This window comes from Phenylobacterium sp. (assembly GCF_031360265.1).
GTDB lineage: Bacteria > Pseudomonadota > Alphaproteobacteria > Caulobacterales > Caulobacteraceae > Phenylobacterium.
In genome coordinates, this window is the sequence record NZ_JANMBF010000071.1 from 24,144 (window position 1) to 45,470 (window position 21,327).

Below are 21,327 nucleotides of genomic sequence, written 5' to 3' on the forward strand. Positions count from 1 at the left end.
GGAAATACTCCAGGTCCGTATCCGCGCTCCGCCCGCGATTGACTTGCTGAAGGGCCCGGCGTTTCAGTCTGGCTTCCTGCTTCGGAGGCGCGACATGGCCAGATACGACAGCATTCTGGGGACTATCGGCAATACGCCGGTGGTGCGGATCAACCGCCTGGCGCCCCCCGGCGTGAATCTCTACGTCAAGGTCGAGGCCTTCAATCCGCTGGGCTCGGTGAAGGACCGCCTGGCCCTGGGGGTCATCGAGGCGGCCGAGACATCGGGCGAGCTGAAGCCAGGCCAAACCGTCGTCGAGGCCACCAGCGGCAACACCGGCATCGGCCTGGCCATGGTCTGCGCGGCCAAGGGCTATCCCCTGGTGGTCATCATGGCCGACAGCTTCTCCATCGAGCGGCGCCGGCTGATGCGGTTCCTGGGCGCCAAGGTGATCCTCACCCCCGCCGCGCTGCGGGCCACCGGCATGCTGGCCAAGACAGCCGAACTGGCCGAGGCCCACGGCTGGTTCATGACCCGCCAGTTCGAGAACGAAGCCAACGCCGACATGCACTCGCGGACCACGGCCGCGGAGATTCTGGCCGATTTCTCCGGCGAGCAACTGGACTATTGGGTCACCGGCTACGGCACCGGCGGCACACTGAAGGGAGTCGCCCGCGTGCTGCGCGAGAGGAGCCCCAAGACCCGGATTGTCGTCTGCGAACCGTCGGACGCGGGGTTGATCGCCAGCGGCGAGATCCAGCCGATGAACCCCGACGGCTCACCGTCGGCCGGCCATCCGGCCTGGAAGCCACACCCCATGCAGGGCTGGACCCCCGATTTCATCGCCAAGCTCACCGGCGACGCCGTGGCCGCGGGCCTGATCGACCAGCTGATGCCGATCCCCGGACCCGAGGCGATCCGGCTCAGCCAGGATCTGGCCACCCAGGAAGGCATTTTCTGCGGCATTACCTCGGGAGCGACCTTTGCCGGAGCGCTGAAGATTGCCGCCGATGCGCCCAAGGGAACCAACATCCTGGCCATGCTGCCTGATACCGGCGAACGCTACCTGTCGACCCCGCTGTTCGCCGATGTTCCCGCCGAGATGACCGAGGCCGAGATCGCGATCCTGCGCTCGAGCCCAATGTTCGCCGACCCGCCGCCGGCGGCTTAGCGAAAGACGTAGATCCCGCCAGCGCCGCCCTGCGGCGCCTCGGAGAGGCCGCGGATTTCCAGCCGCGCGCGGCGCGCGCCGCAGATGCAGCGCAGCCGCGTCTCCAGCTGCGCCGTGGCCTGGCGGCCCAGCCCCTGGCCGACCCAGGGCCAGGGTCGATCGCGGCCTCGCGCCCACAACGGCAGACCGCCCATAGGCTGGAGCGCGCCGCCAGCGCCTGATTGAGCCTGGGCCAGGCCGGCCAGGTCTCGACGATCCGATATGCGCCGTCCGCCATGTTCGACTCCTTGTCGGAACAAAAGCAGAACTATGAGAGTCGCGCGAGTCCCTTCAGGCTGCACTTGGCGGCCCGACACAACCGCCCCGATATAGGCGCTACAGGTTCTCGCTGATCCTGATCGCCGCGCGGCAGCCCGCGCGGATCACGGCCGCCAGCACGGCGTAGCCAGGCGCCTCGCGGGCGCCTTCCTCGACAGCCAGGTCGCGGTGGGCCAGTTCTTCCTGGCGAAAGGTCGCCAGTTCGGCGGCAAGCTCCGGCTCACGCCCGGACAACTCGGCGATCTGGTCGGCATAGTGGACTTCGATGACGCTTTCGACCGCCTCTGTGCAGGCGTGGGCGGCGCTGTCACCCATCAGGGCGGTCCCGGCGCCCAGCGCGAAGGCGGCCATCCGCCAGACCGGGGCCAGCGCCGTTGGCCGCACCCGCCGCTCGGTCAGCAGCGCCTCGAAGCGGGCCAGGTGGGCGGCTTCCTGAGTCTCCATGTGGGCAAGCTGACCGGCGATCCTCTGATGGCCAGACGCGCCGCCAAGCACCGCGCGCTGGCCGCGATAGATCGCCACGGCCGCCATTTCGCCGGCGTGATCGACGCGCAGGATCTCGGCCAGGCGCGCGGCGCGCGCGCCCTGTCCGGGCCGGGGCGGGATCGGCTTGCCGCTCATCGCTTGCTCCGTTCGCGCACCGATGCGGCGACGCTCAGCCCCGCCAGCCCCAGGGACGCCAGCGCGTTCCAGCCAGCCATCGACAGACCGGCGAACACCCACGCCGCCCGATCACAGGCCGGCATGTGCTGCCCCGCGCCGTTCAGCAGGTCTTTAAGCGCCGCCGCCGTGACAGTTCCGGATCCCGAACAGCTCGCCGGCCCCGGCCAGAACCGCCACTCGACGCCCGCGTGATAGCCGGCGATCCCGGCGCCGGTGAGAAACACCAGGGCCAGCACCCAGCAACTGGCCTCTCGAAGCCTGGGACCACCTGGCATGCGCACCGCCACCATGGCGGCGGCGGCGAAGCCCGCAGCCACCCAGTAGACGGTCCGCTGCTTGAGGCAGAGTTCGCAGGGCGCCAATCCGCCGAACCTCTGGAAGGCATGGGCCGCGGCCAGCATGGCGCCGGACGCCAGCAGCGCGCAGAACCGCCAGCGATCGAGGACAGGTTGCAACATCGCCGGATAGAAGCGCAATTCTGCGTCTAACCCAAGACCTTCACGAGCACCACAGCGCCGACCAGCACCGCCACGCCGACAACGACGTAGGCCGTCAGTCGCTTTTCGATCTCGGCCAGAATCGCTGGACCATAGAATTTCAGCACCGTCGCCTCGGCGAAGAACCGCGCACCACGGGTCAGGACGGAGGCCCAAGCAAAGGTAAACAGGTCAAACCGCGCCAAGCCGGACGTAATCGTCACCAGCTTGTACGGGATTGGCGTCAGCCCCTTGAACAGAATCACGCCGAGTCCGTAGCGCGCGAACCACGCCTGGAATTCCTGCTGCCCGTTCGCATGGCCGAAGAAGGCCAGGATGGAATGGGCCAGCGGCGCCAGGAACACACCGATCGCGTAGCCCAGGAACCCCCCGAGCACCGAGGCGACGGTGCAGACGCCGGCGTAGACGTAGGCGCGCTGCGGTCGGGCCGCGACCATGGGCGCCAGCATTATGTCGGGGGGAATCGGGAAGAAGGAGCTTTCGGCGAAGGCCACCAGCGCCAGCGCCAGCATCGCGTGACGCGAGGCCGCCAGCGCCATCACCCCGTCATAGGTCTTTCGAAGCATCGGCGATCCCTGAAGTCTTAGGGTCTGGGCTAGCAGGCGCGCAACGGCTTGTCTCGGCGCTTGCGCAGCCGACCGCCTGGAAACTGACCTGCGGCTGGCGCAGAATCCGGCCCCTGCGAAAATCTACGTATGATTGCAGTGAAAGCGCCTTCTCCCGGGGAAGGCGCGACTATAGATTGTGTCTCGGTTGGTCGTTTTGGCCCAGGAGACCGATATGCTGGCAAGACGATTTGCGGCTGGCGCGTTGAGCCTGGCCATGACGGGATCCGCCGGAGCCGCCACCTTCGCCGTGGACGCTGACGGCGAGTCCCTGGCGGGGCGACTGGCGGTTCCATCGGTTGATCGGGCGCTGAGCGCGTTCGTCCAGACGCCCGCCGGGCCCGACGCGGTGCGCGGCCTCGGGTCGCTCGACAGCCCGCCGGGGGATGGGCTGGGAGGCGATCGATTCAACCTCAATCGCTGGACCTCAAGTCGCAACGGCATGCCCGGCGTCGCCGACGTGGGTGTGGCTTCCATTCCCGAGCCGGTGGCATGGACGATGATGATCGCGGGCCTGGGCATGGCCGGGGCCATGTTCCGGATGCGGCGCGCGGCGCACAAAACCCGGGCGCTCCGGAACCGGTCGCGCGCGCCTTTCGCGAGTTAGTATCATGTGATACTAACTGACTCCCCCAGTGGAGAAGCCAGCCATGACCGTCGAGACCCAGCCGCAGGCGCCGTCGACAGCCACGCGCGATCTGTTCGAAAATCCCCTTGGCACGGACGGCTTTGAATTTGTCGAGTTCACCTCGCCCGAGCCGGAGCGGTTGAAGGGCCTGTTCGAGCTGATGGGCTTTACCGCGGTCGCGAAGCATCGATCGAAGAACGTTCTGCGCTTCCGCCAGGGAGACATCAATTTCATCCTGAACATGGAAGCCGCCGGTCAGCCAGCCGACTTCCGCCAGATCCACGGACCGTCCGCCAACGCCATGGCGTTCCGCGTGACGGATGCCGCCAAGGCGCTGAAGATGGCGGTCGAACGCGGCGCGGTCGCGGTCCTGGGTCCCGTCGGCCCGATGGAACTGAACATCCCGGCCATCGAGGGGATCGGCGGCTCGAACCTGTACCTGGTCGACCGTTACGGAGCCCAGGAAATCTACGACGTCGACTTCGTGCCGATCCCGGGCGCCGCCGAGGCGATGGCGGCCAACGACACCGGCCTGACCTATCTGGACCACCTGACCCACAATGTGCAGCGCGGCAACATGGCCCTGTGGGCGGACTTCTACGAGCGCATCTTCAATTTCCGCGAAATCCGCTATTTCGACATCGAGGGCAAGCAGACGGCCCTGGTCTCCAAGGCCATGACCAGCCCCTGCGGCAAGATCCGCATCCCGCTCAACGAGAGCCGGGACGAGCATTCCCAGATCGAGGAGTTCCTCAAGGACTACAAGGGCGAGGGGATCCAGCACGTCGCCCTGGGAACCCGCGACATCTACCAGTCGGTCGAGGCGATGCGGGATCGCGGGGTCCGCTTTCAGGACACCATCGACGCCTATTTCGAAGGGATCGAGGCGCGCGTCCCGGGCCACGGCGAGGACGTCCAGCGCCTGCGCGCCGACAGGATCCTGATCGACGGCGCCCCCACCGAGGGCCAAGGGCTGCTGCTGCAGATCTTCACCGAGAACATGATCGGCCCGATCTTCTTCGAGCTGATCCAGCGCAAGGGCAACGAGGGCTTCGGCGAGGGCAACTTCAAGGCGCTGTTCGAGTCGATCGAACTCGACCAGATGCGGCGGGGCGTACTGCCGGCCCAGAAGGCGTAGAGCTGTGTCAGGCTTCGATCAGGTCAAGCCGGCGTTCGATGCGCTCCAGCCGCCGGTCGAACTGGCCATCCGGCGGTTCATGGCGCCGAAATTCTCTTCGACGCCGGTCATGCGGATTTTGATGTTGTGCAGGTCCTGCTTCATGTTCGCCATATCGGCGGACATGCGGGTGACCTCGGCCTGGATGCGCTGAAGCAGCGGGACAACGATGTCGGTCACTTCGGACATGATGGGGAGATAGGATAATCCTTGGAAATCGCCAAATCACTGATCCGCTGGATCGATCATGAGTGAGGCGATCCCTGGCTGGTCGTTGGTGGTCCACGGCGGCTCTGGCGTCATTGCGCGGGCCGACCTGAAGCCGGAGCAGGACACGGCCTATCGCGCCGCCCTGGCCCGCGCGGCGCAGGCCGGCGCCGAGGTGCTGCGCGTCGCGGGGACAGCGCTCGATGCGGTGGAAGCCGCAATCCGTGTGCTGGAGGACGACCCGCTGTTCAACGCCGGGCGCGGGTCGGTGTTCACCGCCGATGGGCGGGTCGAGCTCGACGCGGCGATCATGGACGGCGCGACCCTCGCCGCGGGGGCCGTGGCCGGCGTCGGCCGCGCCCGCAACCCGATCTCGCTGGCCCGCGCGGTGATGGAGCGCAGCGACCACGTCCTGCTGGCGGGCGCCGGCGCGGATGCTTTCGCCCTCTCCCAGGGACTGGACCGGGTCGATCCAGGCTACTTCTTTGTCGAGCGGCGCTGGCGGGCGCTGGAGAAACAGCTCGGCCGCGAGGGCCTGGCGATCCCGGCCAGGCCGGCGGGCGGGTCAGCGGACCAGACCCTTGCCGCCCTGGCCCACGACGAGGGCAAGCGCGGCACCGTCGGCGCGGTGGCTCGCGACACCCATGGCGATGTGGCGGCCGGCACCTCCACCGGCGGCACCACCGGCAAGCGTTGGGGCCGGATCGGCGACAGCCCGCTGATCGGCGCGGGAACCTATGCCTCCAACCGCTCGGCGGCGGTCTCCGGCACCGGCGAGGGCGAGTATTTCATCCGCCTCGGCGTCGCCCATGCGATCTGCGCCCTGGTCGAATTGCGGGGCCTGTCGCTGCAGGCCGCCGTCGACCGGGTGATCCAGGACGAGCTCACCGCGCTGGGCGGTCAGGGCGGGGTGATCGCTGTCGCCCCCGACGGACAGATGGCCTGGAGCTTCAACACCTCCGGGATGTACCGTGCGCGCGTCGCCGACGATCAGGCGATGACGGTGGCGATCTACAAGGACGAAGCCTGATGGCCCGTAACTGGATTCCCGTGCGTGGCGCGCAAGGGCTGCACTCGCGCCAAGCCCACGCCGACATGCCGGCGGGCACCTATGAGCGGGAGATTTCCAAGGAGGGGTTCTTCGGCCCGGCCGCGTTCCTCCACCACCGGCGACCGCCGACCGGCTGGACCCGCTTCGAGGGCCCGCTCAGGCCGCGGGCCTTCGACCTCAACGGCGTGGGCGCCGCCGAGCCCAGCCCCTGGGCGGCGGGAAGGGTGTTGCACAATGCCGCCGTGGAGATCGGCTTCTGGAAGCTAGCGACCGCCATGCCGGCCCTGGCCCGCAACGCCGACGGCGACCAGCTGCTGTTCATCCACGCCGGCGCGGGCGACCTCTACTGCGACTATGGGCGGCTGAGTTTTCGGGCCGGCGACTATCTCTATCTGCCGCGGGGGACCATGTGGCGGCTCCGCCCTTCGCAGCCCGCCGCCATCCTGATGATCCAGGCCACCAACAGCCACTTCGGCCTGCCGGACAAGGGCCTGCTCGGCGGCCATGCCCTGTTCGATCCCGCCATGCTGGAAACCCCGGCCATCGACGACGCCTTCACGGCCCAGCAGAACGAACCCGGCGACTATCGGGTGGAGATCAAGAAGCGTGGCGAGGTCTCGACGGTGACCTTCCCTTATAATCCGCTCGACGCCGTCGGCTGGCACGGCGATCTCGCGCCCGTGCGCCTGAACGTCGCCGACCTGCGGCCGGTCTCCAGCCACCGCTATCACCTGCCGCCGAGCGTCCACACGACCTTCGTCAGCGACCGCTTCGTGGTCTGCACCTTCGCGCCCCGCCCGTTCGAGACCGATCCCGGCGCCCTGAAGGTGCCGTTCTTCCACAACAATGACGACTTCGACGAGGTGCTGTTCTACCACGCCGGCGACTTTTTCAGCCGCGACCACATCGAGGCCGGGATGATGACGTTCCACCCGTCGGGGTTCACCCATGGGCCGCATCCCAAGGCGCTGAAGAACATGCTGGTCCAGCCGAGACCCGCCACCGACGAATACGCCGTGATGATCGACACCCGCGACCCGCTGGAGGTGGACGCCGCGGCCTCGGCGGTCGAGAACCCCGCCTACGTCGACAGCTGGAAGACCGCGGATTGAGCGCCCAGGACGACCTGGAGGCCGCCGCGCGCGAGGAGCTTGAACAGGCGTGCGCGCCCGGCTGGCGGGCGCTTTGCGGCCACACGCCCTGGGGTGACACCTTCGAGGGCTTCACGCCGGCCGGCCGCGAGGTCTGTTTCGAACGCAGCTACCTGTGGGAGGTCGAGGCGGGTGGCGATATTCGTGTCGAGGTCAATGTTTACGAGCCCCGCGCCGACGATGAAGGCGTTAGGCTCCACCGGACGATCCCGCGGCCGACGCCGGCCTGAACAGGAGTTCCCATGAAGCTTGCGTCCCTGAAGGGCGGCCGCGACGGGCGGCTGGTGGTGGTCTCCAACGACCTCGCCTGGTTCACCGAGGCCCACCATATCGCGCCCACCCTGCAGGCGGCGCTTGACCATTGGGAAGGTTGCGAGCCGGCGCTCCGAGGCCTGGCGGAAAGCCTGGAACACGGCGCCGTGCCGCGCGAGCGCTTCCACGAGCACCAGGCCGCCAGCCCCCTGCCGCGCGCCTATCAGTGGGCCGACGGCTCGGCCTATGTGAACCACGTGGCGCTGGTCCGCCAGGCCCGCGCCGCCGACATGCCCGACAGTTTCTGGACCGATCCCCTGATGTACCAGGGCGGCTCGGACGGCTTCCTTTCGCCGCGCGATCCGATCCCCCTGTCTGACCCCGCCTGGGGGCTCGACCTGGAGGGCGAGATCGCGGTGATCGTCGGCGACGTAGCGCAGGGCGCGACCCGCGAACAGGGGCTGGCGGCGGTGCGCCTGGTAATGCTGTGCAACGATGTCTCGCTGCGCAACCTGATCCCCGGCGAACTCGCCAAGGGCTTCGGCTTCTTCCAGTCCAAACCGGCCTGCGCCTTCTCGCCGGTGGCGGTGACCACCGACGCCCTGCCGGGCTGGAAGGACGGCAGGCTGTCCGGCGCCCTGTCGGTGGAGTTGAACGGCAAGGCCCTGGGCGAGGCCGACGCCGGCGTCGACATGACCTTCGACTTCGGAACCCTGATCGCACACGCCGCCCGGACCCGGACCCTGTCGGCGGGGTCGATCATCGGCTCCGGCACCGTCTCCAATCGCGGCCCCGACGGCGGGCCGGGCAAGGCCGTGGCGGACGGCGGCGTCGGCTATTCCTGCCTCGCGGAACTGCGCACCGTCGAAACCCTGACCGGCGGGGCGGCGAAGACGCCGTTCCTTGCCGCCGGCGACACCCTCCGCATCGAGATGCGCGACGCCCGCCGCCACTCGATCTTCGGCGCCATCGAACAGGTCGTCGCCGGGTCATGAGTTCCGACGGCGACGGCGCCAGGACCGGCGACGGCGCGTTCAGGCTCGACGCCTATCTGCCCTACCGCCTGTCGGTGGCCTCCAACGCCGTCTCCGGCCTGATCGCGCGCGCCTACCAGGACCGCTTCGGCCTGACGGTGCCGCAGTGGCGGCTGATCTGCGTGCTCGCCGAGGACGGCGGACTGACCCAGGGCCAGCTGGTGACGCGCACGATGATGGACAAGGTGACGGTGAGCCGCTCGGCCCAGGGGCTGCTAAAGCGCCATCTGGTGGGCCGTTCCGACCACCAGGCCGACGGCCGGTCGCACGTGCTGGCGCTGACGGCGGACGGGGCGGGCCTGCATGCCGAGATCGCCCCCCTGGCGCTGGCCTATGAGTCGGCGCTGATCGCCGGCCTCGCCCCTGACGACGTGACCTTGCTCAAACGCCTGCTGGCCCGCCTGCAATCGGCGGCGGGGCAGCTTGCGGGAGATGCCGATCCGCCTCGCTAAGCGCCAACCAAGTCTGGCCTTGAGACCGCGATGGGCTACGATCTCGTCATGGCGACGCTTCCGATCTTGATCCGTGGCACTTCGATGGGTGCTCTCCAGCCGCTTAGTCTCGCGTCAAAGAGCTCAACGAATCTGGATGGCTATGACGAGCGCTGGCTTCAAGATTTGATCCAATCCCATCCCGAAGTTCTACCTACTGCGGAGCTGGAACCTGGCTTCGGTCGTCTACTGCCGGTCTCCAAGGAAGTCGCTTGCGGGCATGGCTACATCGACAATCTGTTTGTCACCGCCGAAGGCGGCATTGCCATTGTGGAGACCAAGCTGTGGCGCAACCTCGAAGCACGGCGGTTGGTCGTGGCCCAGGCGCTCGACTACGCAGCAGCCCTTGCGCGTATGAGCTACGACGAGTTCGAGCGCGCTGCGCTGGCGGGCGACATGCCTGGTCCCAAGCCAGTATCGCTCCACTCCCTGATTGCGGAGAGTGCCGATGCCTTGGACGAACCTGCCTTCATCCAAGCGGTTTCCCTCAACCTAAAGCGGGGTCGGATGCTCGTCATCGCAGCGGGCGACGGGGTTCGCGCGGAAGCCGAGGCGCTGGCGGATTTGTTGCAATCGCACGCAGGCGCTCGGTTCACCTTTGCGCTCGTCGCTATCGAACTCTTCAAGGCGGAAGACGGCGCTGTCTTGGCCGTGCCACGAGCGGTTGCGAAGACCGTCCTGATCGAGCGGGGCGTCGTACGCATTGCCGACGACCGCGTGGTGATCGAGCCACCAGCGCGTGGCCTCACTTCGGGGACTGCAATTCGATCAAGTCTTACCGAAGATCAATTTATGGAGGAGATGGCCAAACGCGATCAACGTCTGCCGGCTGCCATCCGCAGTTTCCTCGATCGCATCGCGGACTTCGGCGTCGAGCCAGAGTGGAAGGCCAGCCTCAATCTGAAATGGATAGGCGGCGCAAATGGGCCGGTGAACTTCGGCTATATCCGTAAAGATGGCGGAGTAGCGACCGACATGACCAGCTACAAATTGGGTCCTCTGGCGATGCCCTATCAACAGGATCTGGCCAGTATGGTGCGCGGCAAGGTCGTGCAACGATCAGAGAACTCATATCCGTTCATTGCGGGAGCGGATGGAAGGAGCAGCGTCAAGGTTGAACAACTGCTTCCCAACCATGCTGAAGAATGGGCGGACGCGATGGATCGCCTGATCAAGCAGGTTCAGCGTAGCGAGGCTACTGAGTAGCCCCGCGGCGGCGGCCTAGTGGTAGGCCGGTTCGCGCACCACGCTCCAGCGGTGGGAGCCTTCGCCGAACGGCAGGTGGAAGCCGTAGGCGGCGCGCCGGCGCTCGTCGCGCCAGTTGTCCTCGAAGGAGCAGATCAGGGCGGCCTCCAGCTCCTCGGGGATCTGGCGGGCGTCGTGGCCGAGCTTGCGGGCCACGGACTCGATCACCAGCCCGCGGTGCGCCTCGCCGCCGAGCGACAGGAGCGCTTCGCGGACGCGCTTGGCGAGGGTCTGTGTGCCGCGCACCGGCTTCTTGTCGGGGGCGGCGGCTTGGCTGGTCATTGTGGGCTCCCGTCAGTCTTCTGCTTGACGGATCGAGGCTTGCACAGGGGCGTTTAGCGGCGGGTTAAGGGGCAGGTTGAATCGCCAATTAATCTACAGCCTGAGGTTTAGAGATCGCGGTACGGCCCGCGCCGGTCAGCCCAGCCCGCACGCCTTGGCGACCTGAAAGACGATCAGGGCGGCGAGGTAGGCCAGCGCGGTCATATAGATCAGCATCACCGCCGGCCAGGTCCAGGAGTTGGTCTCGCGCTTCACCACCCCGATGGTCGAGGCGCATTGCGGGGCGAAGACGTACCAGGCCAGGAACGACAGTCCGGTGGCGATCGACCAGTGCTGCGACAGGGTGGTGGCGAGCGCGGCGGGGGCGGCGCCGGTATTGCCGATGGCGTAGACGGTGCCCAGCGCGGCCACCGCCACCTCGCGCGCAGCGAAGCCGGGGATCAGCGCCACGGTCATCTGCCAGTTGAAGCCGATGGGCGCCAGCAGCGGCTGCAGCAGGTGTCCCAGCCTGCCGGCGATGGAGTAGTTGATCGCCGGACCGCTCGCCCCCGCCGGGGCGCCGGGGAAGGACGACAGGAACCAGACAAGGATCATCAGGGGGAAGATGATGGTGCCGGCCCGGGTGATGAAGATCCGGCCGCGCAGCAGGACGCTGCGCGCGACGTTCAGCGGATCGGGGGTCTTGTAGGCCGGAAGCTCCATCAGGAAAGGCTCCACCGCGCCGCGCCAGAACAGCCGCCGCGTGACGAAGGAGACGCCCAGCGCCGACAGGATCCCCGCCGCATAGAGCCCGAACATCACCAGGCCCGGCAGGCTCAGCACCCCGGCCACACTGCGGTTGGGAATGAACGCCGAGATGATCAGGGTGTAGACCGGGATCCGCGCCGAGCAGGTCATCAGCGGCGCCACCAGAATGGTGGTCAGCCGGTCGCGTTTGTTGTCGATCACCCGGGTCGCCATGATCCCCGGGATGGCGCAGGCGAAGCTGGACAGGAGCGGAATGAAGGCCCGCCCATGCAGGCCGGCGCCGCCCATGATCCGGTCCATCAGGAAGGCGGCGCGGGCCATGTAGCCAAAGTCTTCCAGGAGGATGATGAAGAAGAACAGCACCAGGATCTGCGGCAGGAACACCAGCACGCTGCCGACGCCGGAGATCAGCCCGTCGGTGAGGAAGCTGGTCAGGAGGCCGGGCGGCAGGTGGGCGGACAGGAACGCGCCCAGCAGCGCGAACCCGGAGGCCAGCAGATCGCCGGCCGCCTTCGACCAGGTGAACACCGCCTGGAACATCACGAACAGGAGGGTGAGCAGGATCGCCAGGCCGGCGACCGGGTGCAGCAGGACGGCGTCCACCTTGCCGGTGAAGGTGTCGGGCCGCTCCGGCGCCTGCACATTGGCCTTGAGGATGCGCTGAGCCTCACGATGGGCGTCGCGGATCGCGTGCGCGTCCGGTTCGCGCCAGGTGTTGCCGGCGGCAAGCGCGCCCGCGGCGATCAGCCCGTCGACCTGGGCCACCAGATCCTCGATCCCCCGCTTGCGGGTGGCCACGGTGGTGACGATCGGGCAGCCGATGTCGCGGGCCAGGCCCTGGAGGTCGATGCGCAGGCCCTGGCGCTGGGCGATGTCGTACATGTTGAGCGCCAGCACCATCGGCCGGCCCACCGCCTTCAGCTCCAGGATCAGCCGCAGCACCAGACGCAGGTTGGTGGCGTCGGCCACGCAGATCAGCACGTCGGGCGCCTGTTCCCCCGCCAGCCTGCCCAGCACCGCGTCGCGGGTGACCACCTCGTCGGGACTGCGCGCGCGCAGCGAATAGGTCCCCGGCAGGTCGAGCACCGACAGCGGTCGCCCGCTGGCCGTGACCACCTGGCCCTCCTTCCGCTCGACGGTGACGCCGGCGTAGTTGGCCACCTTCTGGCGGCTGCCAGTGAGCGCGTTGAACAGCGCCGTCTTGCCGGAGTTGGGGTTGCCCACCAGAGCCACCCTGGCGCTTGGCGCGATGCCCGTCGGCAGCGTCGTGTCGCTCATCTTTTGGCGGGCGCGGTGATGTCCAGCAGGACCCAGACGTCCTCGGCGTCGCGGCGGCGCAGGCCGATGCGCATGTCGTCCAGCCGCACGGCGATCGGGTCGCGCCAGATGGCGCCCTCATGCAGCACCTCCACATGGGCGCCCTCGACGAAGCCGAACTCCAGCAGCCGGCGCTGCAGCTCGTCCACCGCCACGCCGTGGTCGCCCGGATGGCTCTCGGCGCGGACATCGACGATCACGCCGCGATCACCGGGCCGGGCCGCGCTCAGCCGCACGGCGCCGGCCGGACCGGACGCGGCGGAGGCGACAGACTGGGAGGCGACAGACTGGGAGGCGACAGACTGGGAGGACGGGGTGCGATCGGCAAACATCGGCACGGGAACTCTGCGGGCAAAGATCAGTTGCGATTGATTATCAGTTACGCACGCCGATGTCGATCCGCAAGGTGCGACCTCACCCAGGGCACCGAACTCAGATTAACAGACTACAAATATTCTCTGTCATCCCGGCCGTAAGCCTGCGCACGCAGGCTGAAGCGCCGGGACCCAGAGTCCCCGCACAGGCCGTTCTGGGTCCCGGCGCGGCCTTTCAGGCCGTCCGGGATGACAGAATTTAGGGGGGTGCCTGACAAATTAACCCGAGTTCGTTGCCCTGTGCGACCCGGTGCGACCCGCCACCGCAGGTTGGCGAACCCCGCCGCCGCCGCTATAGGGCGTTCCCGTGCCCCTGTGGTGGAATTGGTAGACGCGCCGGACTCAAAATCCGGTACCGCAAGGTGTGTCGGTTCGAGTCCGACCGGGGGCACCACCCCATGCACGGCGGACTCTGAGCATGGGCCGCGCTTTGGCTATGAAAGGCGGCAAGCCCGCCACGCCGAAGCAGTTCACGCCCACCATTTGGGAGGACTTCGGCCGCGAGATCGGGATGGCTGCGCCGTTCGTGCGTCGGCCGGCCTCGGCTCTGGCGGACCAAGCGATCGCCAGGCTGCTTCTACGGAGATGCGCCTCCGTTAAGCGTATTACCGTGGGCGTTACGGGCCTTTTGGCTATCGCTTTGCGGAGATTGACTGGACTAATCTCCGCATGTTCCGCGGACATTTGAATTGCAATTTGCGAGGAATGAGCTGCATAATCTCCGCAATAGGTGCGGTGAATGGCAGAATATATCCACGAACTCAGCGGCTGGCCAAACTTTACCTGGAGCCATGAGAAGCTCGCATCGAAGCTTGGGGCTGTTCGTCATCATCAGGGCCTTCTCATCGGCCGCATGGAGGCCCTCGGCCTTCAGCTACGGGCCGAAGCCGTTCTCCAATCGCTGACCGAAGAAATTCTCAAATCCAGCGAAATCGAAGGCGAGATCCTCGACCGCGATCAGGTGCGCTCCTCAATCGCACGACGTCTTGGCATGGATGTCGGGGCGCTACTTCCCGCTGACCGCTATGTTGGAGGCGTGGTCGAGATGATGCTGGACGCCACACAGAACTACGGAGCGCCCCTCACAAAGGAGCGCCTGTTCGATTGGCATGCCGCTCTGTTTCCCACAGGGCGCAGCGGTATGAAGAAAATCAGAGTTGGCGCCTGGCGCGACACGCAATCGGGTCCGATGCAGATCGTCTCCGGGCCCATCGGTCGCGAGCGGGTCCACTATGAAGCGCCAGGCGCCGGAAAGCTCGAAGGCGACATGCGCGCCTTCCTCGCCTGGTTCAGCGGCAAGGAGACTGTCGATCCCGTTTTCGGAGCGGCGCTCGCCCATCTATGGTTCGTCACCATTCACCCGTTTGAGGACGGCAATGGCCGTATCGCACGCGCAATCGCCGATATGGCGCTCGCGAGGTCAGAGCAAAGCCCGAGGCGGTTTTACAGCATGTCGGCGCAAATTCGGGCCGAGCGAAAAACCTACTATGAAATCCTGGAGCGCACCCAAAAAGGCGGTCTCGACATCACCGCCTGGATCGACTGGTTTCTCGGTTGTCTCGATCGTGCATTTGACGGCGCCGAGATCATCATGGCTTCGGTCTTGGCGAAGGCCCGATTCTGGGAAACCCATTCCGCCGCGCAGATCAATGGCCGCCAGCGCTTGGTCCTCAATCGCCTGCTCAATGGCTTCGAAGGCAAGCTGACCTCGTCCAAGTATGCGGCTCTCGCCAAGTGCTCCCAGGACACAGCCTCCCGCGACATCAATGACTTGGTAAAAAAGGCCATGCTTGTGAAGGACGCTGGCGGCGGACGTAGCACCAGCTACTCTCTCGCCAAGCCGGCATAGTGATAACAAACCTCGGAGCGCTGGCGGTGACGCTTTGCAGGCTTGGCGAGATCGAGGAAGCCTTGGCGATGTTTGATGCCCCGGCGCCAAAGACCGCAAACTCGACCATCGTAGCTGGAGGTCGATGCGTGCAACGCTGCCTTGAAGCCCAAGTCGAAAGGCGCTGAATTGGGCGCACGCGAGCTTTAAGGGAATGTGCAAAATGACGGCAGGCCGGCTTGCGGCCTTACCAGCACCGGCCCGCTGACCCCGCCATGCACTATCAGGCGAAGACCGTGGCGACCGGGGCCGATGTGGCCGACTTCATCTCCGCCTCGCCGAGGCCGGCCGACGGCGCGGCGCTCTGTGCGCTGATGCGTCGGGTGAGCGGGCTGGAGCCCAGGATGTGGGGGCCGAGCATCGTCGGCTTCGGCGCCCGCAAGTACGATCTCGCCAGCGGCAAGCAGGGCGAGACGCCGGCCATCGGCTTTGCGCCCCGCAAAGCGTCGCTGGTGCTTTATCTGAAACATGCGGCGGGGTGGGACGACCGGCTGGCGCGGCTGGGCAAGCACGGCGTCGGCAAGGGCTGCCTCTATATCAACAAGCTGGCCGACGTGGACGCGGGCGTGCTCGAGGACCTCGTCACCGCCGCCTGGCGCGAGACGTCCCCCGGCTGACCGCGGGGCGCGGCGTCAGGCGCGCCAGGGCATCAGCGCCCGCAGCCGTGCGTCGCGCAGCCACAGCCCGCCCCAGGCGAACACCGCCAGATAGGGTCCGAACAGGATGTGGCTGGGCCAGGGGCTGCCGTGGACCCAGTGGATCGCGGCGGTCCCGCCCATCAGGCCGGAGACCAGGATCGCCCCCAGCACCGCTGTGCGGGGAAAGAGGTAGAGCCCCAAAAGCACCGCCTCCATCACCCCGAGCCCAAATCCGCTGCCGGCGGGCAGGCCGATCTCGGCGCTGGTCTTCCCAACGATCGGCAGGCGGGCGAGCTTGATGCCGGCGTCGAAGATCATGAAGGCGGTGAACAGCCCGGTCAGCGCCCAGCCGGCGATCCGCACGGGTCTTGGGGTGGTGGTGTCGGTCATCGATTTTTCCCCGTCCGGCCGGGCCTCAGGCCGCGCCCTCGTTCATCGCCCAGTTGACGCCGAAGGGATCCTTCAGCGCGGCGTAGCGGTCGCCCCAGAACATGGTCGCCACCGGCGAGATCACCTCGCAGCCGGCGTCGGCCGCGCGCTTGAACCAGGCGTCGATGTCATCGACCATCAGGGTGAGCGTGAAGGCGGCGGGCGCCACCAGCGGCATGCCCTGGTCGGGGAAGGCGTCGTTGAGCATCAGCGAGCCCTCGTTCAGATAGAGGTGGCAATGGATGATCCGCTTGCCGTCCGGATGCAGCAGCCGGTTGACCTCCAACGCGCCGAAGGCCCGCCGATAGAAGGCCGACGCCGCGGCCGCGTCGCTGACCTGCAGGTAGCTGACGATGCCGCCCTTTGGTCTGGGCATGGAGCCCGGGGTGATTTCGGGCATTCGGTTCGCGCTCATGGCGGCCTCCTTCAAGGTTCCGCCCAAAGGACGCACGAGGCTAGGCGACGCCGACAGGGCGTGCGAGTTTTTCACATGGGCGGCCAAACCCGCGGAGACTTGAGAATGCGCAAACTGCTGATCGGACTAACGGCCCTGGCGCTGGCCTCACCGGCCGTCGCGACCACCCTGACGGAGGTAACCACCCACGGCATCATCCTGACGCTGGGCGACATGGAGATCCCCGTCACCTATACACCGGACGGCAAGTTCACGGCGATGGACGGGCAGGTCACCGGCGCCTGGCGGATCGACGGCGACAAGCTCTGCACGAGTTCCAACGCCGATCCCAACGAGACGTGTGTGGCCTATCCCAAGGACAAGAAATCCGGCGACGCGTTCCTGTTGGAGACGCCGAACGGCAACGTCCAGGTCAAGATCCGCTAGCGGAACGCGAAGCTCAGCCGGGCGCCGACGAAGCGGCCGTGCGGGTCGGAGCCGTAAGCCCCGCCTCCGCTTTCGGTATGGCCGGGCTGCAGGCCGCACAGCAAGCCCAGTGAGCCGGTGATGTCCTGGCGGCGTGAGAACCGGTGCTCGACAGCGGTCCTGGCGAACACCGCGCTCTGCATCGCATTGGCCTGGAGAGTCGTGGGGGCCAGGGCGTCAAGCGGGTTGGCGAGATCGGGCGCCGGGCGGGCCGGCGTGACGGGCGCATTGACCGGAAGCGCTACCGACCCGACCGAGAAGTGGTAGGGCGACAGGACGAGCGGCTGGGCGCCGGCCGCGGTGGCCGCCAGCGCGGCGGCAAGCACCGCAAGTCCCGAAATTCGACCGCAGCTCATCGATCCGCTCTCCAACCCGCGACAGTCTACGGGATCAGCGGCGGAACGGAGGCGCCGAAACGCACGGCGGCTTTCTCAACCCGCCTTGGCGGCCGCCGTCAGCCGGTCGATCTGGCCGCGGATATGGGCGGCTTCGGCGGCGCTGTTGGCCAGTGCGATGGCGCGGTCGAAGGCCTCGCGGGCCTCGCCGGCGCGGCCGAGCTCAAGCAGGAAGGCGCCGCGTGCGCCATGGAAATAGAAATAGCCGCCCAGCGCCTGGGCCAGGGGCTCGATCATCGCCAGCGCCTCTGCGGGTCCGCGCGCCTTACCCGCCGCCACCGCCCGGTTCAGCGTCACCACCGCCGACGGCGTCAGGATCTCCAGCGCGGCATAGAGCTCCTCGATGGCGCGCCAGTCGGTGGCCTGCGCCGTTGCGGCGCGCGCATGCATCGCCGAGATCGCCGCCTGCAGCTGATAGGACCCGGCGCGGCGATGGCGCATGGCCTTGTCGATCAGCGCCAGACCCTCGGCGATCAGATCGCGGTTCCAGCGGCGCCGGTCCTGATCGTCCAGCAGGATGATCGCTCCGTCGGCGTCGAACCGTGCGGCGGCGCGCGCGTGCTGCAGCAGCATCAGCGCGGTCAGGCCCATGACCTCCGGCTCGGCGGGGAAGAGCCGCAGCAGCAGACGGCCCAGCCGGATCGCTTCGTCGCTCAACCGCCCCCGCGCCTCGGCCCGGTCAGCGCCGGCGGAATAACCCTCGTTGAACAGCAGATAGACCATGGCCAGAACCGCCGCGAGCCGTTCGGACCGTTCCACCGGGCCGGGGGTCTCGAAGGGCGTCTCGGCCCTGGCGATCCGCGCCTTGGCCCGGGTGATGCGCTGTTCCATGGCCGCCTCGCCGACCAGGAAGGCGCGGGCGATCTGGCGGACCGTCAGTCCCGAGACGATGCGCAGCGCAAGTGCGATCTGCTGGGTCGCCGGCAACTGCGGATGGCAGCAGATGAACATCAGCCGCAGGATGTCGTCGCGGTAGTGCGCCCCGTCCAGCCGCTCGGCCATCGGCGTCTCGACGTCGTCAATGTCGGAAATCTGGTCCTCGGGCGGCAGAGCGGTCTGCCGGCCGGTCTTGCGCACGCCGTCCAGCGCCGCATTGCGCCCGACCAGGATCAGCCAGGCGGCCGGGTCGCGCGGCGGCCCCTTGATCGGCCAGGTCCGCAACGCCCGCAGGCAGGCCTCCTGATAGGCCTCCTCGGCGGTGTCGAGGTCGCGGAAATAGCGCAGCAGGGCGCCGATCGCCTGGGGACGGGCCGAGGTCAGGGCGGCGTCGATCCAGGCGGGGTCGCTCATTGGGCGGCGGTCTCCGCCGAGAACCCGCCGGGCAGGAACAGCCGCAACGGCCGGATCTCATAGGCGCCCCCGGGGTTGGCCTGGCCAAGCTCGCGCGCGACGCCCAGGGCCTCCTCAAGGTCGTCGCAGTCGACGACATAGAAGCCCAGCAGCTGCTCCTTGGTCTCCGCGAACGGGCCGTCGAGCACCATGGGCGGATCGCTCTTGCGCAGGGTCGTCGCCGCCGTCGTCGGCATGAGCCGCAGCGACGGGCCGAGCTTGCCCTCGGCGCCGAGGCGGTCGTGCACCACACCCAGCCGCGCCATCACCGCGTCGTCCTCGTCTTTCGACCAGGAGACCACCGCCTCTTCGGAATTGTAGCAGAGCAGGGCGTAGAGCATCGCGCGGGTTCCTCGTCGGGCAAAGGACGCGCCAGCCTATCGCGCCCCGACAGCGCGGGCAAAAATCTGTGGGCGCGCCCTTGCGTGGCGCAACGGCAGCCGAGGCAGACATCGACCTTGAGAAATGTGCGTGCAATCCAAGCCAGGATAAGCTCGCGCGCGACACGACCGTTGGGGAGCCAGGAGATGACGACGTTACGCAACGCCAGGATGGCGGGCGTCGGGGTGCTGGCCGCCGCGGCCGCCGCCGCCGCGCTCGCCCTGGGTGGCTCGCACCATGGCCTGGCCCGCGCCGCCGCCGACGCCCCGATGGCGACGCCGGCGTCGGTCGATGACTTGATGCTCGCCGACCCGAACCTGCTGGCGGGCCAGCTCTACCGCATGGCCGACGACAAGGCCGTGGTGCTGGTGACCTATGCAAGCGCCGACCCGGCGATCCACGCCGACGCCAGGGCGCTGATGTCTCTGAAGGCGGACTTCGCCGGCAGGGGCGTGGACATTCTGGCCATCGACAGTCGCATCGGCGAGCGCCGCGACACCGTCATCGCCGACGCCAAGGCCGCCGGCCTCGAGATGCCGATCCTGTTCGACTACGAGCAGCTGGTCGGCGAGGAACTGGGCGTCACCCGCGCCGGCGAGGTGATCGTCATCGACCCGCGCACATGGACGATCACCTACCGCGGTCCGGTCACCGGCCCCGGCGGCGAGCCCTTCGTCCGCCAGGCGCTGGACGCCCTGCGGGCCGGCCGCAAGGTCACCCTGGCGCCGCACGCCGCGCGCGGCCAGGTCATCGCCTTCCCCGAACGCGCCCGGGCCGGAACCTTCGCCTCCATCTCCTATGCCCGCACCATCGCCCCGATCATCCAGGCCAAGTGCGCCACCTGTCATCAGCCTGGCGGGATCGGGCCGATGCCGCTCAACACCTATGCGCAGATCAAGGGCTTCTCGCCGATGATCCGCGAAGTGATCCGCACCCACCGCATGCCGCCCTATCTGGCCGACGAGACGGTCGGCGCATTCCAGGACGACGACCGCCTGACGCCCACGCAGATGAAGACCCTGGTCCACTGGATCGACGCCGGCGCGCCGCGCGGAACCGGCGCCGACCCGCTGTCGAAGGTCAGGTTCCAGGCGCCCGACTGGCCGCTCGGCAGGCCCGACGTGGTGCTCGACGTGCCCGACGTCAGCATCCCGGCCCAGGGGATCATGGACTATCAGCACCCGGTGGTGCCCAACGCCATGGCCGAAGGCCGCTGGATGAAGGCCACCACCTTCCGCATTTCCGACCGCCAGGTGGTCCATCACATCCTCACCGGCGTCGTGCAGGGCGATCAGAAGATCGGCGGCCAGGCCGCGGAAAGCGAATGGGGCGCCTCGCTTGGCGGTTACGGCCCGGGCCGGGGCTCGAACATCCAGCCCAGGGACACCGGGGTCTGGGTGCCCCCGTCGGGCGGGATCGGCTTCCAGAACCACTACACGCCCTATGGCCGGCCGACCGTGGAGAAGACCCAGATGGGCCTCTATTTCTACAGGAAGGGCGAGGAGCCGAAATACGTGCTGCGCACCTTCGGCATCTTCGATTTCTCCATCGAGATTCCGCCCGGCGAGGAATTCCACCCCGAGACGTCGTACATCGAGTTCCCGAAGGACGCGATCCTCTATGGAATCACCCCGCACGCCCACAAGCGCGGCGGCTCGGCCAATGTCTCGATCCTCTATCCGAACGGCCGCGAGGAGAAGCTGCTCTCCCTGCCGCGCTACGATTTCAACTGGCAGTACGAGTATTTCCTGAAGACCCCGCTGAAGGTTCCCGCCGGCTCGAAGATCATCGCCCGCTGGACCTACGACAACTCCAGCCGCAATCCGGGCAACCCCGATCCCAAGCACACCGTGGTCTGGGGCGAGCAGACCAGCGAGGAGATGATGGCCACCTACCTGCACTATCGCTGGGTCGATGAGACCGTCGCCCACCAGACGCCGCAGTACGAAAAGATGCTGATGGGCAACCTGATGATGGGCGTGCTGGACGACAACATGGACGGCAAGATCGAATTTGCCGAACTGAAGGGCGGTCCGCAGGGTCCCGGTCAGATGCTGAAGAAATATTTCGCCCTGATCGACACCAACAAGGACGGCGCGCTGGACCGCGCCGAGCTGGCCGCGGCGGCCAAGCTGATGCCACGCCGCGGCGGCGGCCCGCCGCGTCCGGCCGCATCGCCCGACGCCACGCCCGCGGCG

General features: G+C 67.6%; 26 protein-coding genes and 1 tRNA gene. 14 read left to right on the forward strand and 13 right to left on the reverse strand.

Features of this window, described 5'->3' with window-relative positions; translation table 11 throughout:
• Nucleotides 1-94: 94 nt before the first annotated feature.
• A complete protein-coding gene (locus tag RMN86_RS05820) occupies nucleotides 95-1,150 on the forward strand; it encodes a PLP-dependent cysteine synthase family protein (RefSeq protein WP_309604890.1) in 1,056 nt (351 codons plus the stop codon).
• On the opposite strand, the gene RMN86_RS05825 is transcribed toward RMN86_RS05820, so the two are convergent.
• The 4 genes from RMN86_RS05825 to RMN86_RS05840 form a co-directional block, all read right to left on the reverse strand.
• Nucleotides 1,147-1,344, reverse strand: coding sequence for a hypothetical protein (locus RMN86_RS05825; protein ID WP_309604891.1), 198 nt, complete (start codon nucleotides 1,342-1,344; stop codon nucleotides 1,147-1,149). The genes RMN86_RS05820 and RMN86_RS05825 overlap by 4 nt on opposite strands.
• Nucleotides 1,345-1,525: 181 nt before the next feature.
• A complete protein-coding gene (locus tag RMN86_RS05830) occupies nucleotides 1,526-2,089 on the reverse strand; it encodes a demethoxyubiquinone hydroxylase family protein (protein WP_309604892.1) in 564 nt (187 codons plus the stop codon).
• A complete protein-coding gene (locus RMN86_RS05835) occupies nucleotides 2,086-2,589 on the reverse strand; it encodes a disulfide bond formation protein B (protein ID WP_309604893.1) in 504 nt (167 codons plus the stop codon). The genes RMN86_RS05830 and RMN86_RS05835 overlap by 4 nt, the downstream gene beginning before the upstream one ends.
• 26 nt (nucleotides 2,590-2,615) lie before the next feature.
• Nucleotides 2,616-3,194 carry a YqaA family protein gene (locus RMN86_RS05840; RefSeq protein WP_309604894.1) on the reverse strand — a complete coding sequence of 193 codons (579 nt, stop codon included), beginning with the start codon at nucleotides 3,192-3,194 and terminating at the stop codon, nucleotides 2,616-2,618.
• 214 nt (nucleotides 3,195-3,408) lie between these two features.
• Here RMN86_RS05840 and RMN86_RS05845 point away from each other — a divergent pair, with 214 nt between their 5' ends.
• Nucleotides 3,409-3,840, forward strand: coding sequence for a PEP-CTERM sorting domain-containing protein (locus RMN86_RS05845; protein ID WP_309604895.1), 432 nt, complete (start codon nucleotides 3,409-3,411; stop codon nucleotides 3,838-3,840).
• 43 nt (nucleotides 3,841-3,883) lie between these two features.
• The gene (gene hppD, locus RMN86_RS05850; RefSeq protein WP_309604896.1) at nucleotides 3,884-4,999 is read left to right on the forward strand and encodes a 4-hydroxyphenylpyruvate dioxygenase; all 1,116 of its coding nucleotides are present in this window, start codon (nucleotides 3,884-3,886) and stop codon (nucleotides 4,997-4,999) included.
• Between the two features lie 18 nt (nucleotides 5,000-5,017).
• Here the strand turns inward: hppD and RMN86_RS05855 are convergent, their stop codons facing one another.
• On the reverse strand, nucleotides 5,018-5,227 hold the full coding sequence (locus RMN86_RS05855; protein ID WP_309604897.1) for a hypothetical protein: 210 nt from the start codon (nucleotides 5,225-5,227) through the stop codon (nucleotides 5,018-5,020).
• A gap of 58 nt (nucleotides 5,228-5,285) precedes the next feature.
• Between RMN86_RS05855 and RMN86_RS05860 the strand changes: the two genes are divergently transcribed.
• Genes RMN86_RS05860 through RMN86_RS05885 form a run of 6 tightly spaced genes read left to right on the forward strand, consistent with a single transcriptional unit; the run spans nucleotide 5,286 to nucleotide 10,430 of the window.
• The gene (locus RMN86_RS05860; protein WP_309604898.1) at nucleotides 5,286-6,275 is read left to right on the forward strand and encodes an isoaspartyl peptidase/L-asparaginase; all 990 of its coding nucleotides are present in this window, start codon (nucleotides 5,286-5,288) and stop codon (nucleotides 6,273-6,275) included.
• A complete protein-coding gene (locus tag RMN86_RS05865) occupies nucleotides 6,275-7,408 on the forward strand; it encodes a homogentisate 1,2-dioxygenase (protein ID WP_309604899.1) in 1,134 nt (377 codons plus the stop codon). Before RMN86_RS05860 ends, RMN86_RS05865 begins: the two co-directional genes overlap by 1 nt.
• Nucleotides 7,405-7,677: a hypothetical protein gene (locus RMN86_RS05870; protein WP_309604900.1), complete on the forward strand. Its 273-nt coding sequence runs from the start codon at nucleotides 7,405-7,407 to the stop codon at nucleotides 7,675-7,677. Before RMN86_RS05865 ends, RMN86_RS05870 begins: the two co-directional genes overlap by 4 nt.
• A 12-nt stretch (nucleotides 7,678-7,689) precedes the next feature.
• Nucleotides 7,690-8,694: a fumarylacetoacetate hydrolase family protein gene (locus tag RMN86_RS05875; protein ID WP_309604901.1), complete on the forward strand. Its 1,005-nt coding sequence runs from the start codon at nucleotides 7,690-7,692 to the stop codon at nucleotides 8,692-8,694.
• The gene (locus tag RMN86_RS05880; RefSeq protein WP_309604902.1) at nucleotides 8,691-9,185 is read left to right on the forward strand and encodes a MarR family winged helix-turn-helix transcriptional regulator; all 495 of its coding nucleotides are present in this window, start codon (nucleotides 8,691-8,693) and stop codon (nucleotides 9,183-9,185) included. Before RMN86_RS05875 ends, RMN86_RS05880 begins: the two co-directional genes overlap by 4 nt.
• Nucleotides 9,186-9,215: 30 nt before the next feature.
• Entirely contained in the window at nucleotides 9,216-10,430 is a 1,215-nt protein-coding gene (locus RMN86_RS05885; RefSeq protein ID WP_309604903.1) for a hypothetical protein, read from the forward strand.
• Nucleotides 10,431-10,445: 15 nt separating this feature from the next.
• Here RMN86_RS05885 and RMN86_RS05890 read toward each other — a convergent pair whose 3' ends face one another.
• From RMN86_RS05890 to RMN86_RS05900, 3 genes are all read right to left on the reverse strand, one after another.
• Entirely contained in the window at nucleotides 10,446-10,751 is a 306-nt protein-coding gene (locus RMN86_RS05890; protein WP_309604904.1) for a hypothetical protein, read from the reverse strand.
• Nucleotides 10,752-10,886: 135 nt separating this feature from the next.
• Entirely contained in the window at nucleotides 10,887-12,776 is a 1,890-nt protein-coding gene (locus tag RMN86_RS05895) for a ferrous iron transporter B (RefSeq protein WP_309604905.1), read from the reverse strand.
• The gene (locus RMN86_RS05900) at nucleotides 12,773-13,147 is read right to left on the reverse strand and encodes a ferrous iron transport protein A (protein ID WP_405041323.1); all 375 of its coding nucleotides are present in this window, start codon (nucleotides 13,145-13,147) and stop codon (nucleotides 12,773-12,775) included. The genes RMN86_RS05895 and RMN86_RS05900 overlap by 4 nt, the downstream gene beginning before the upstream one ends.
• A gap of 351 nt (nucleotides 13,148-13,498) precedes the next feature.
• On the opposite strand from RMN86_RS05900, the gene RMN86_RS05905 reads away from it, so the two are divergent.
• The 3 genes from RMN86_RS05905 to RMN86_RS05915 all read left to right on the forward strand — a co-directional run bounded on the left by RMN86_RS05905 (nucleotide 13,499) and on the right by RMN86_RS05915 (nucleotide 15,694).
• Nucleotides 13,499-13,583 (forward strand) — tRNA-Leu (locus tag RMN86_RS05905).
• Nucleotides 13,584-13,928: 345 nt separating this feature from the next.
• Nucleotides 13,929-15,038 (forward strand): Fic family protein, encoded by a 1,110-nt coding sequence (locus tag RMN86_RS05910; RefSeq protein ID WP_309604906.1) that lies wholly within the window; start codon nucleotides 13,929-13,931, stop codon nucleotides 15,036-15,038.
• A gap of 254 nt (nucleotides 15,039-15,292) precedes the next feature.
• Nucleotides 15,293-15,694 carry a DUF1801 domain-containing protein gene (locus RMN86_RS05915; RefSeq protein ID WP_309604907.1) on the forward strand — a complete coding sequence of 134 codons (402 nt, stop codon included), beginning with the start codon at nucleotides 15,293-15,295 and terminating at the stop codon, nucleotides 15,692-15,694.
• 15 nt (nucleotides 15,695-15,709) lie between these two features.
• Here the strand turns inward: RMN86_RS05915 and RMN86_RS05920 are convergent, their stop codons facing one another.
• Nucleotides 15,710-16,105, reverse strand: a complete 396-nt coding sequence (locus tag RMN86_RS05920) for a DoxX family protein (protein ID WP_309604908.1) — start codon at nucleotides 16,103-16,105, stop codon at nucleotides 15,710-15,712.
• A 25-nt stretch (nucleotides 16,106-16,130) separates the two neighbouring features.
• Nucleotides 16,131-16,559, reverse strand: a complete 429-nt coding sequence (locus RMN86_RS05925; RefSeq protein ID WP_309604909.1) for a VOC family protein — start codon at nucleotides 16,557-16,559, stop codon at nucleotides 16,131-16,133.
• A gap of 105 nt (nucleotides 16,560-16,664) precedes the next feature.
• Between RMN86_RS05925 and RMN86_RS05930 the strand changes: the two genes are divergently transcribed.
• A complete protein-coding gene (locus RMN86_RS05930) occupies nucleotides 16,665-16,985 on the forward strand; it encodes a hypothetical protein (RefSeq protein WP_309604910.1) in 321 nt (106 codons plus the stop codon).
• Here the strand turns inward: RMN86_RS05930 and RMN86_RS05935 are convergent.
• The 3 genes from RMN86_RS05935 to RMN86_RS05945 all read right to left on the reverse strand — a co-directional run bounded on the left by RMN86_RS05935 (nucleotide 16,982) and on the right by RMN86_RS05945 (nucleotide 19,089).
• Complete coding sequence (locus tag RMN86_RS05935; RefSeq protein WP_309604911.1) at nucleotides 16,982-17,380, reverse strand: hypothetical protein; 399 nt, start codon at nucleotides 17,378-17,380, stop codon at nucleotides 16,982-16,984. The genes RMN86_RS05930 and RMN86_RS05935 overlap by 4 nt on opposite strands.
• A gap of 75 nt (nucleotides 17,381-17,455) precedes the next feature.
• Nucleotides 17,456-18,709: an RNA polymerase sigma factor gene (locus RMN86_RS05940; protein ID WP_309604912.1), complete on the reverse strand. Its 1,254-nt coding sequence runs from the start codon at nucleotides 18,707-18,709 to the stop codon at nucleotides 17,456-17,458.
• Nucleotides 18,706-19,089, reverse strand: a complete 384-nt coding sequence (locus tag RMN86_RS05945) for a YciI family protein (protein WP_309604913.1) — start codon at nucleotides 19,087-19,089, stop codon at nucleotides 18,706-18,708. Before RMN86_RS05945 ends, RMN86_RS05940 begins: the two co-directional genes overlap by 4 nt.
• A 186-nt stretch (nucleotides 19,090-19,275) precedes the next feature.
• Between RMN86_RS05945 and RMN86_RS05950 the strand changes: the two genes are divergently transcribed.
• Nucleotides 19,276-21,327: hypothetical protein (locus RMN86_RS05950; RefSeq protein ID WP_309604914.1), on the forward strand; the 2,052-nt coding region annotated here is incomplete at its 3' end.

Coding starts and splice junctions, on each gene's coding strand:
- RMN86_RS05830 (WP_309604892.1), bottom strand. CDS start 2,089: ATGAGCGGCAAGCCGATCCCGCCCCGGCCCGGACAGGGCGCGCGCGCC.
- RMN86_RS05825 (WP_309604891.1), bottom strand. CDS start 1,344: ATGGGCGGTCTGCCGTTGTGGGCGCGAGGCCGCGATCGACCCTGGCCC.
- RMN86_RS05820 (WP_309604890.1), top strand. CDS start 95: ATGGCCAGATACGACAGCATTCTGGGGACTATCGGCAATACGCCGGTG.
- RMN86_RS05940 (WP_309604912.1), bottom strand. CDS start 18,709: ATGAGCGACCCCGCCTGGATCGACGCCGCCCTGACCTCGGCCCGTCCC.
- RMN86_RS05895 (WP_309604905.1), bottom strand. CDS start 12,776: ATGAGCGACACGACGCTGCCGACGGGCATCGCGCCAAGCGCCAGGGTG.
- RMN86_RS05930 (WP_309604910.1), top strand. CDS start 16,665: ATGCGCAAACTGCTGATCGGACTAACGGCCCTGGCGCTGGCCTCACCG.
- RMN86_RS05855 (WP_309604897.1), bottom strand. CDS start 5,227: ATGTCCGAAGTGACCGACATCGTTGTCCCGCTGCTTCAGCGCATCCAG.
- RMN86_RS05910 (WP_309604906.1), top strand. CDS start 13,929: ATGGCAGAATATATCCACGAACTCAGCGGCTGGCCAAACTTTACCTGG.
- RMN86_RS05845 (WP_309604895.1), top strand. CDS start 3,409: ATGCTGGCAAGACGATTTGCGGCTGGCGCGTTGAGCCTGGCCATGACG.
- RMN86_RS05835 (WP_309604893.1), bottom strand. CDS start 2,589: ATGTTGCAACCTGTCCTCGATCGCTGGCGGTTCTGCGCGCTGCTGGCG.
- RMN86_RS05860 (WP_309604898.1), top strand. CDS start 5,286: ATGAGTGAGGCGATCCCTGGCTGGTCGTTGGTGGTCCACGGCGGCTCT.
- RMN86_RS05900 (WP_405041323.1), bottom strand. CDS start 13,147: ATGTTTGCCGATCGCACCCCGTCCTCCCAGTCTGTCGCCTCCCAGTCT.
- RMN86_RS05880 (WP_309604902.1), top strand. CDS start 8,691: ATGAGTTCCGACGGCGACGGCGCCAGGACCGGCGACGGCGCGTTCAGG.
- RMN86_RS05885 (WP_309604903.1), top strand. CDS start 9,216: ATGGGCTACGATCTCGTCATGGCGACGCTTCCGATCTTGATCCGTGGC.
- RMN86_RS05925 (WP_309604909.1), bottom strand. CDS start 16,559: ATGAGCGCGAACCGAATGCCCGAAATCACCCCGGGCTCCATGCCCAGA.
- RMN86_RS05890 (WP_309604904.1), bottom strand. CDS start 10,751: ATGACCAGCCAAGCCGCCGCCCCCGACAAGAAGCCGGTGCGCGGCACA.
- RMN86_RS05920 (WP_309604908.1), bottom strand. CDS start 16,105: ATGACCGACACCACCACCCCAAGACCCGTGCGGATCGCCGGCTGGGCG.
- hppD (WP_309604896.1), top strand. CDS start 3,884: ATGACCGTCGAGACCCAGCCGCAGGCGCCGTCGACAGCCACGCGCGAT.
- RMN86_RS05935 (WP_309604911.1), bottom strand. CDS start 17,380: ATGAGCTGCGGTCGAATTTCGGGACTTGCGGTGCTTGCCGCCGCGCTG.
- RMN86_RS05915 (WP_309604907.1), top strand. CDS start 15,293: ATGCACTATCAGGCGAAGACCGTGGCGACCGGGGCCGATGTGGCCGAC.
- RMN86_RS05840 (WP_309604894.1), bottom strand. CDS start 3,194: ATGCTTCGAAAGACCTATGACGGGGTGATGGCGCTGGCGGCCTCGCGT.
- RMN86_RS05865 (WP_309604899.1), top strand. CDS start 6,275: ATGGCCCGTAACTGGATTCCCGTGCGTGGCGCGCAAGGGCTGCACTCG.
- RMN86_RS05945 (WP_309604913.1), bottom strand. CDS start 19,089: ATGCTCTACGCCCTGCTCTGCTACAATTCCGAAGAGGCGGTGGTCTCC.
- RMN86_RS05875 (WP_309604901.1), top strand. CDS start 7,690: ATGAAGCTTGCGTCCCTGAAGGGCGGCCGCGACGGGCGGCTGGTGGTG.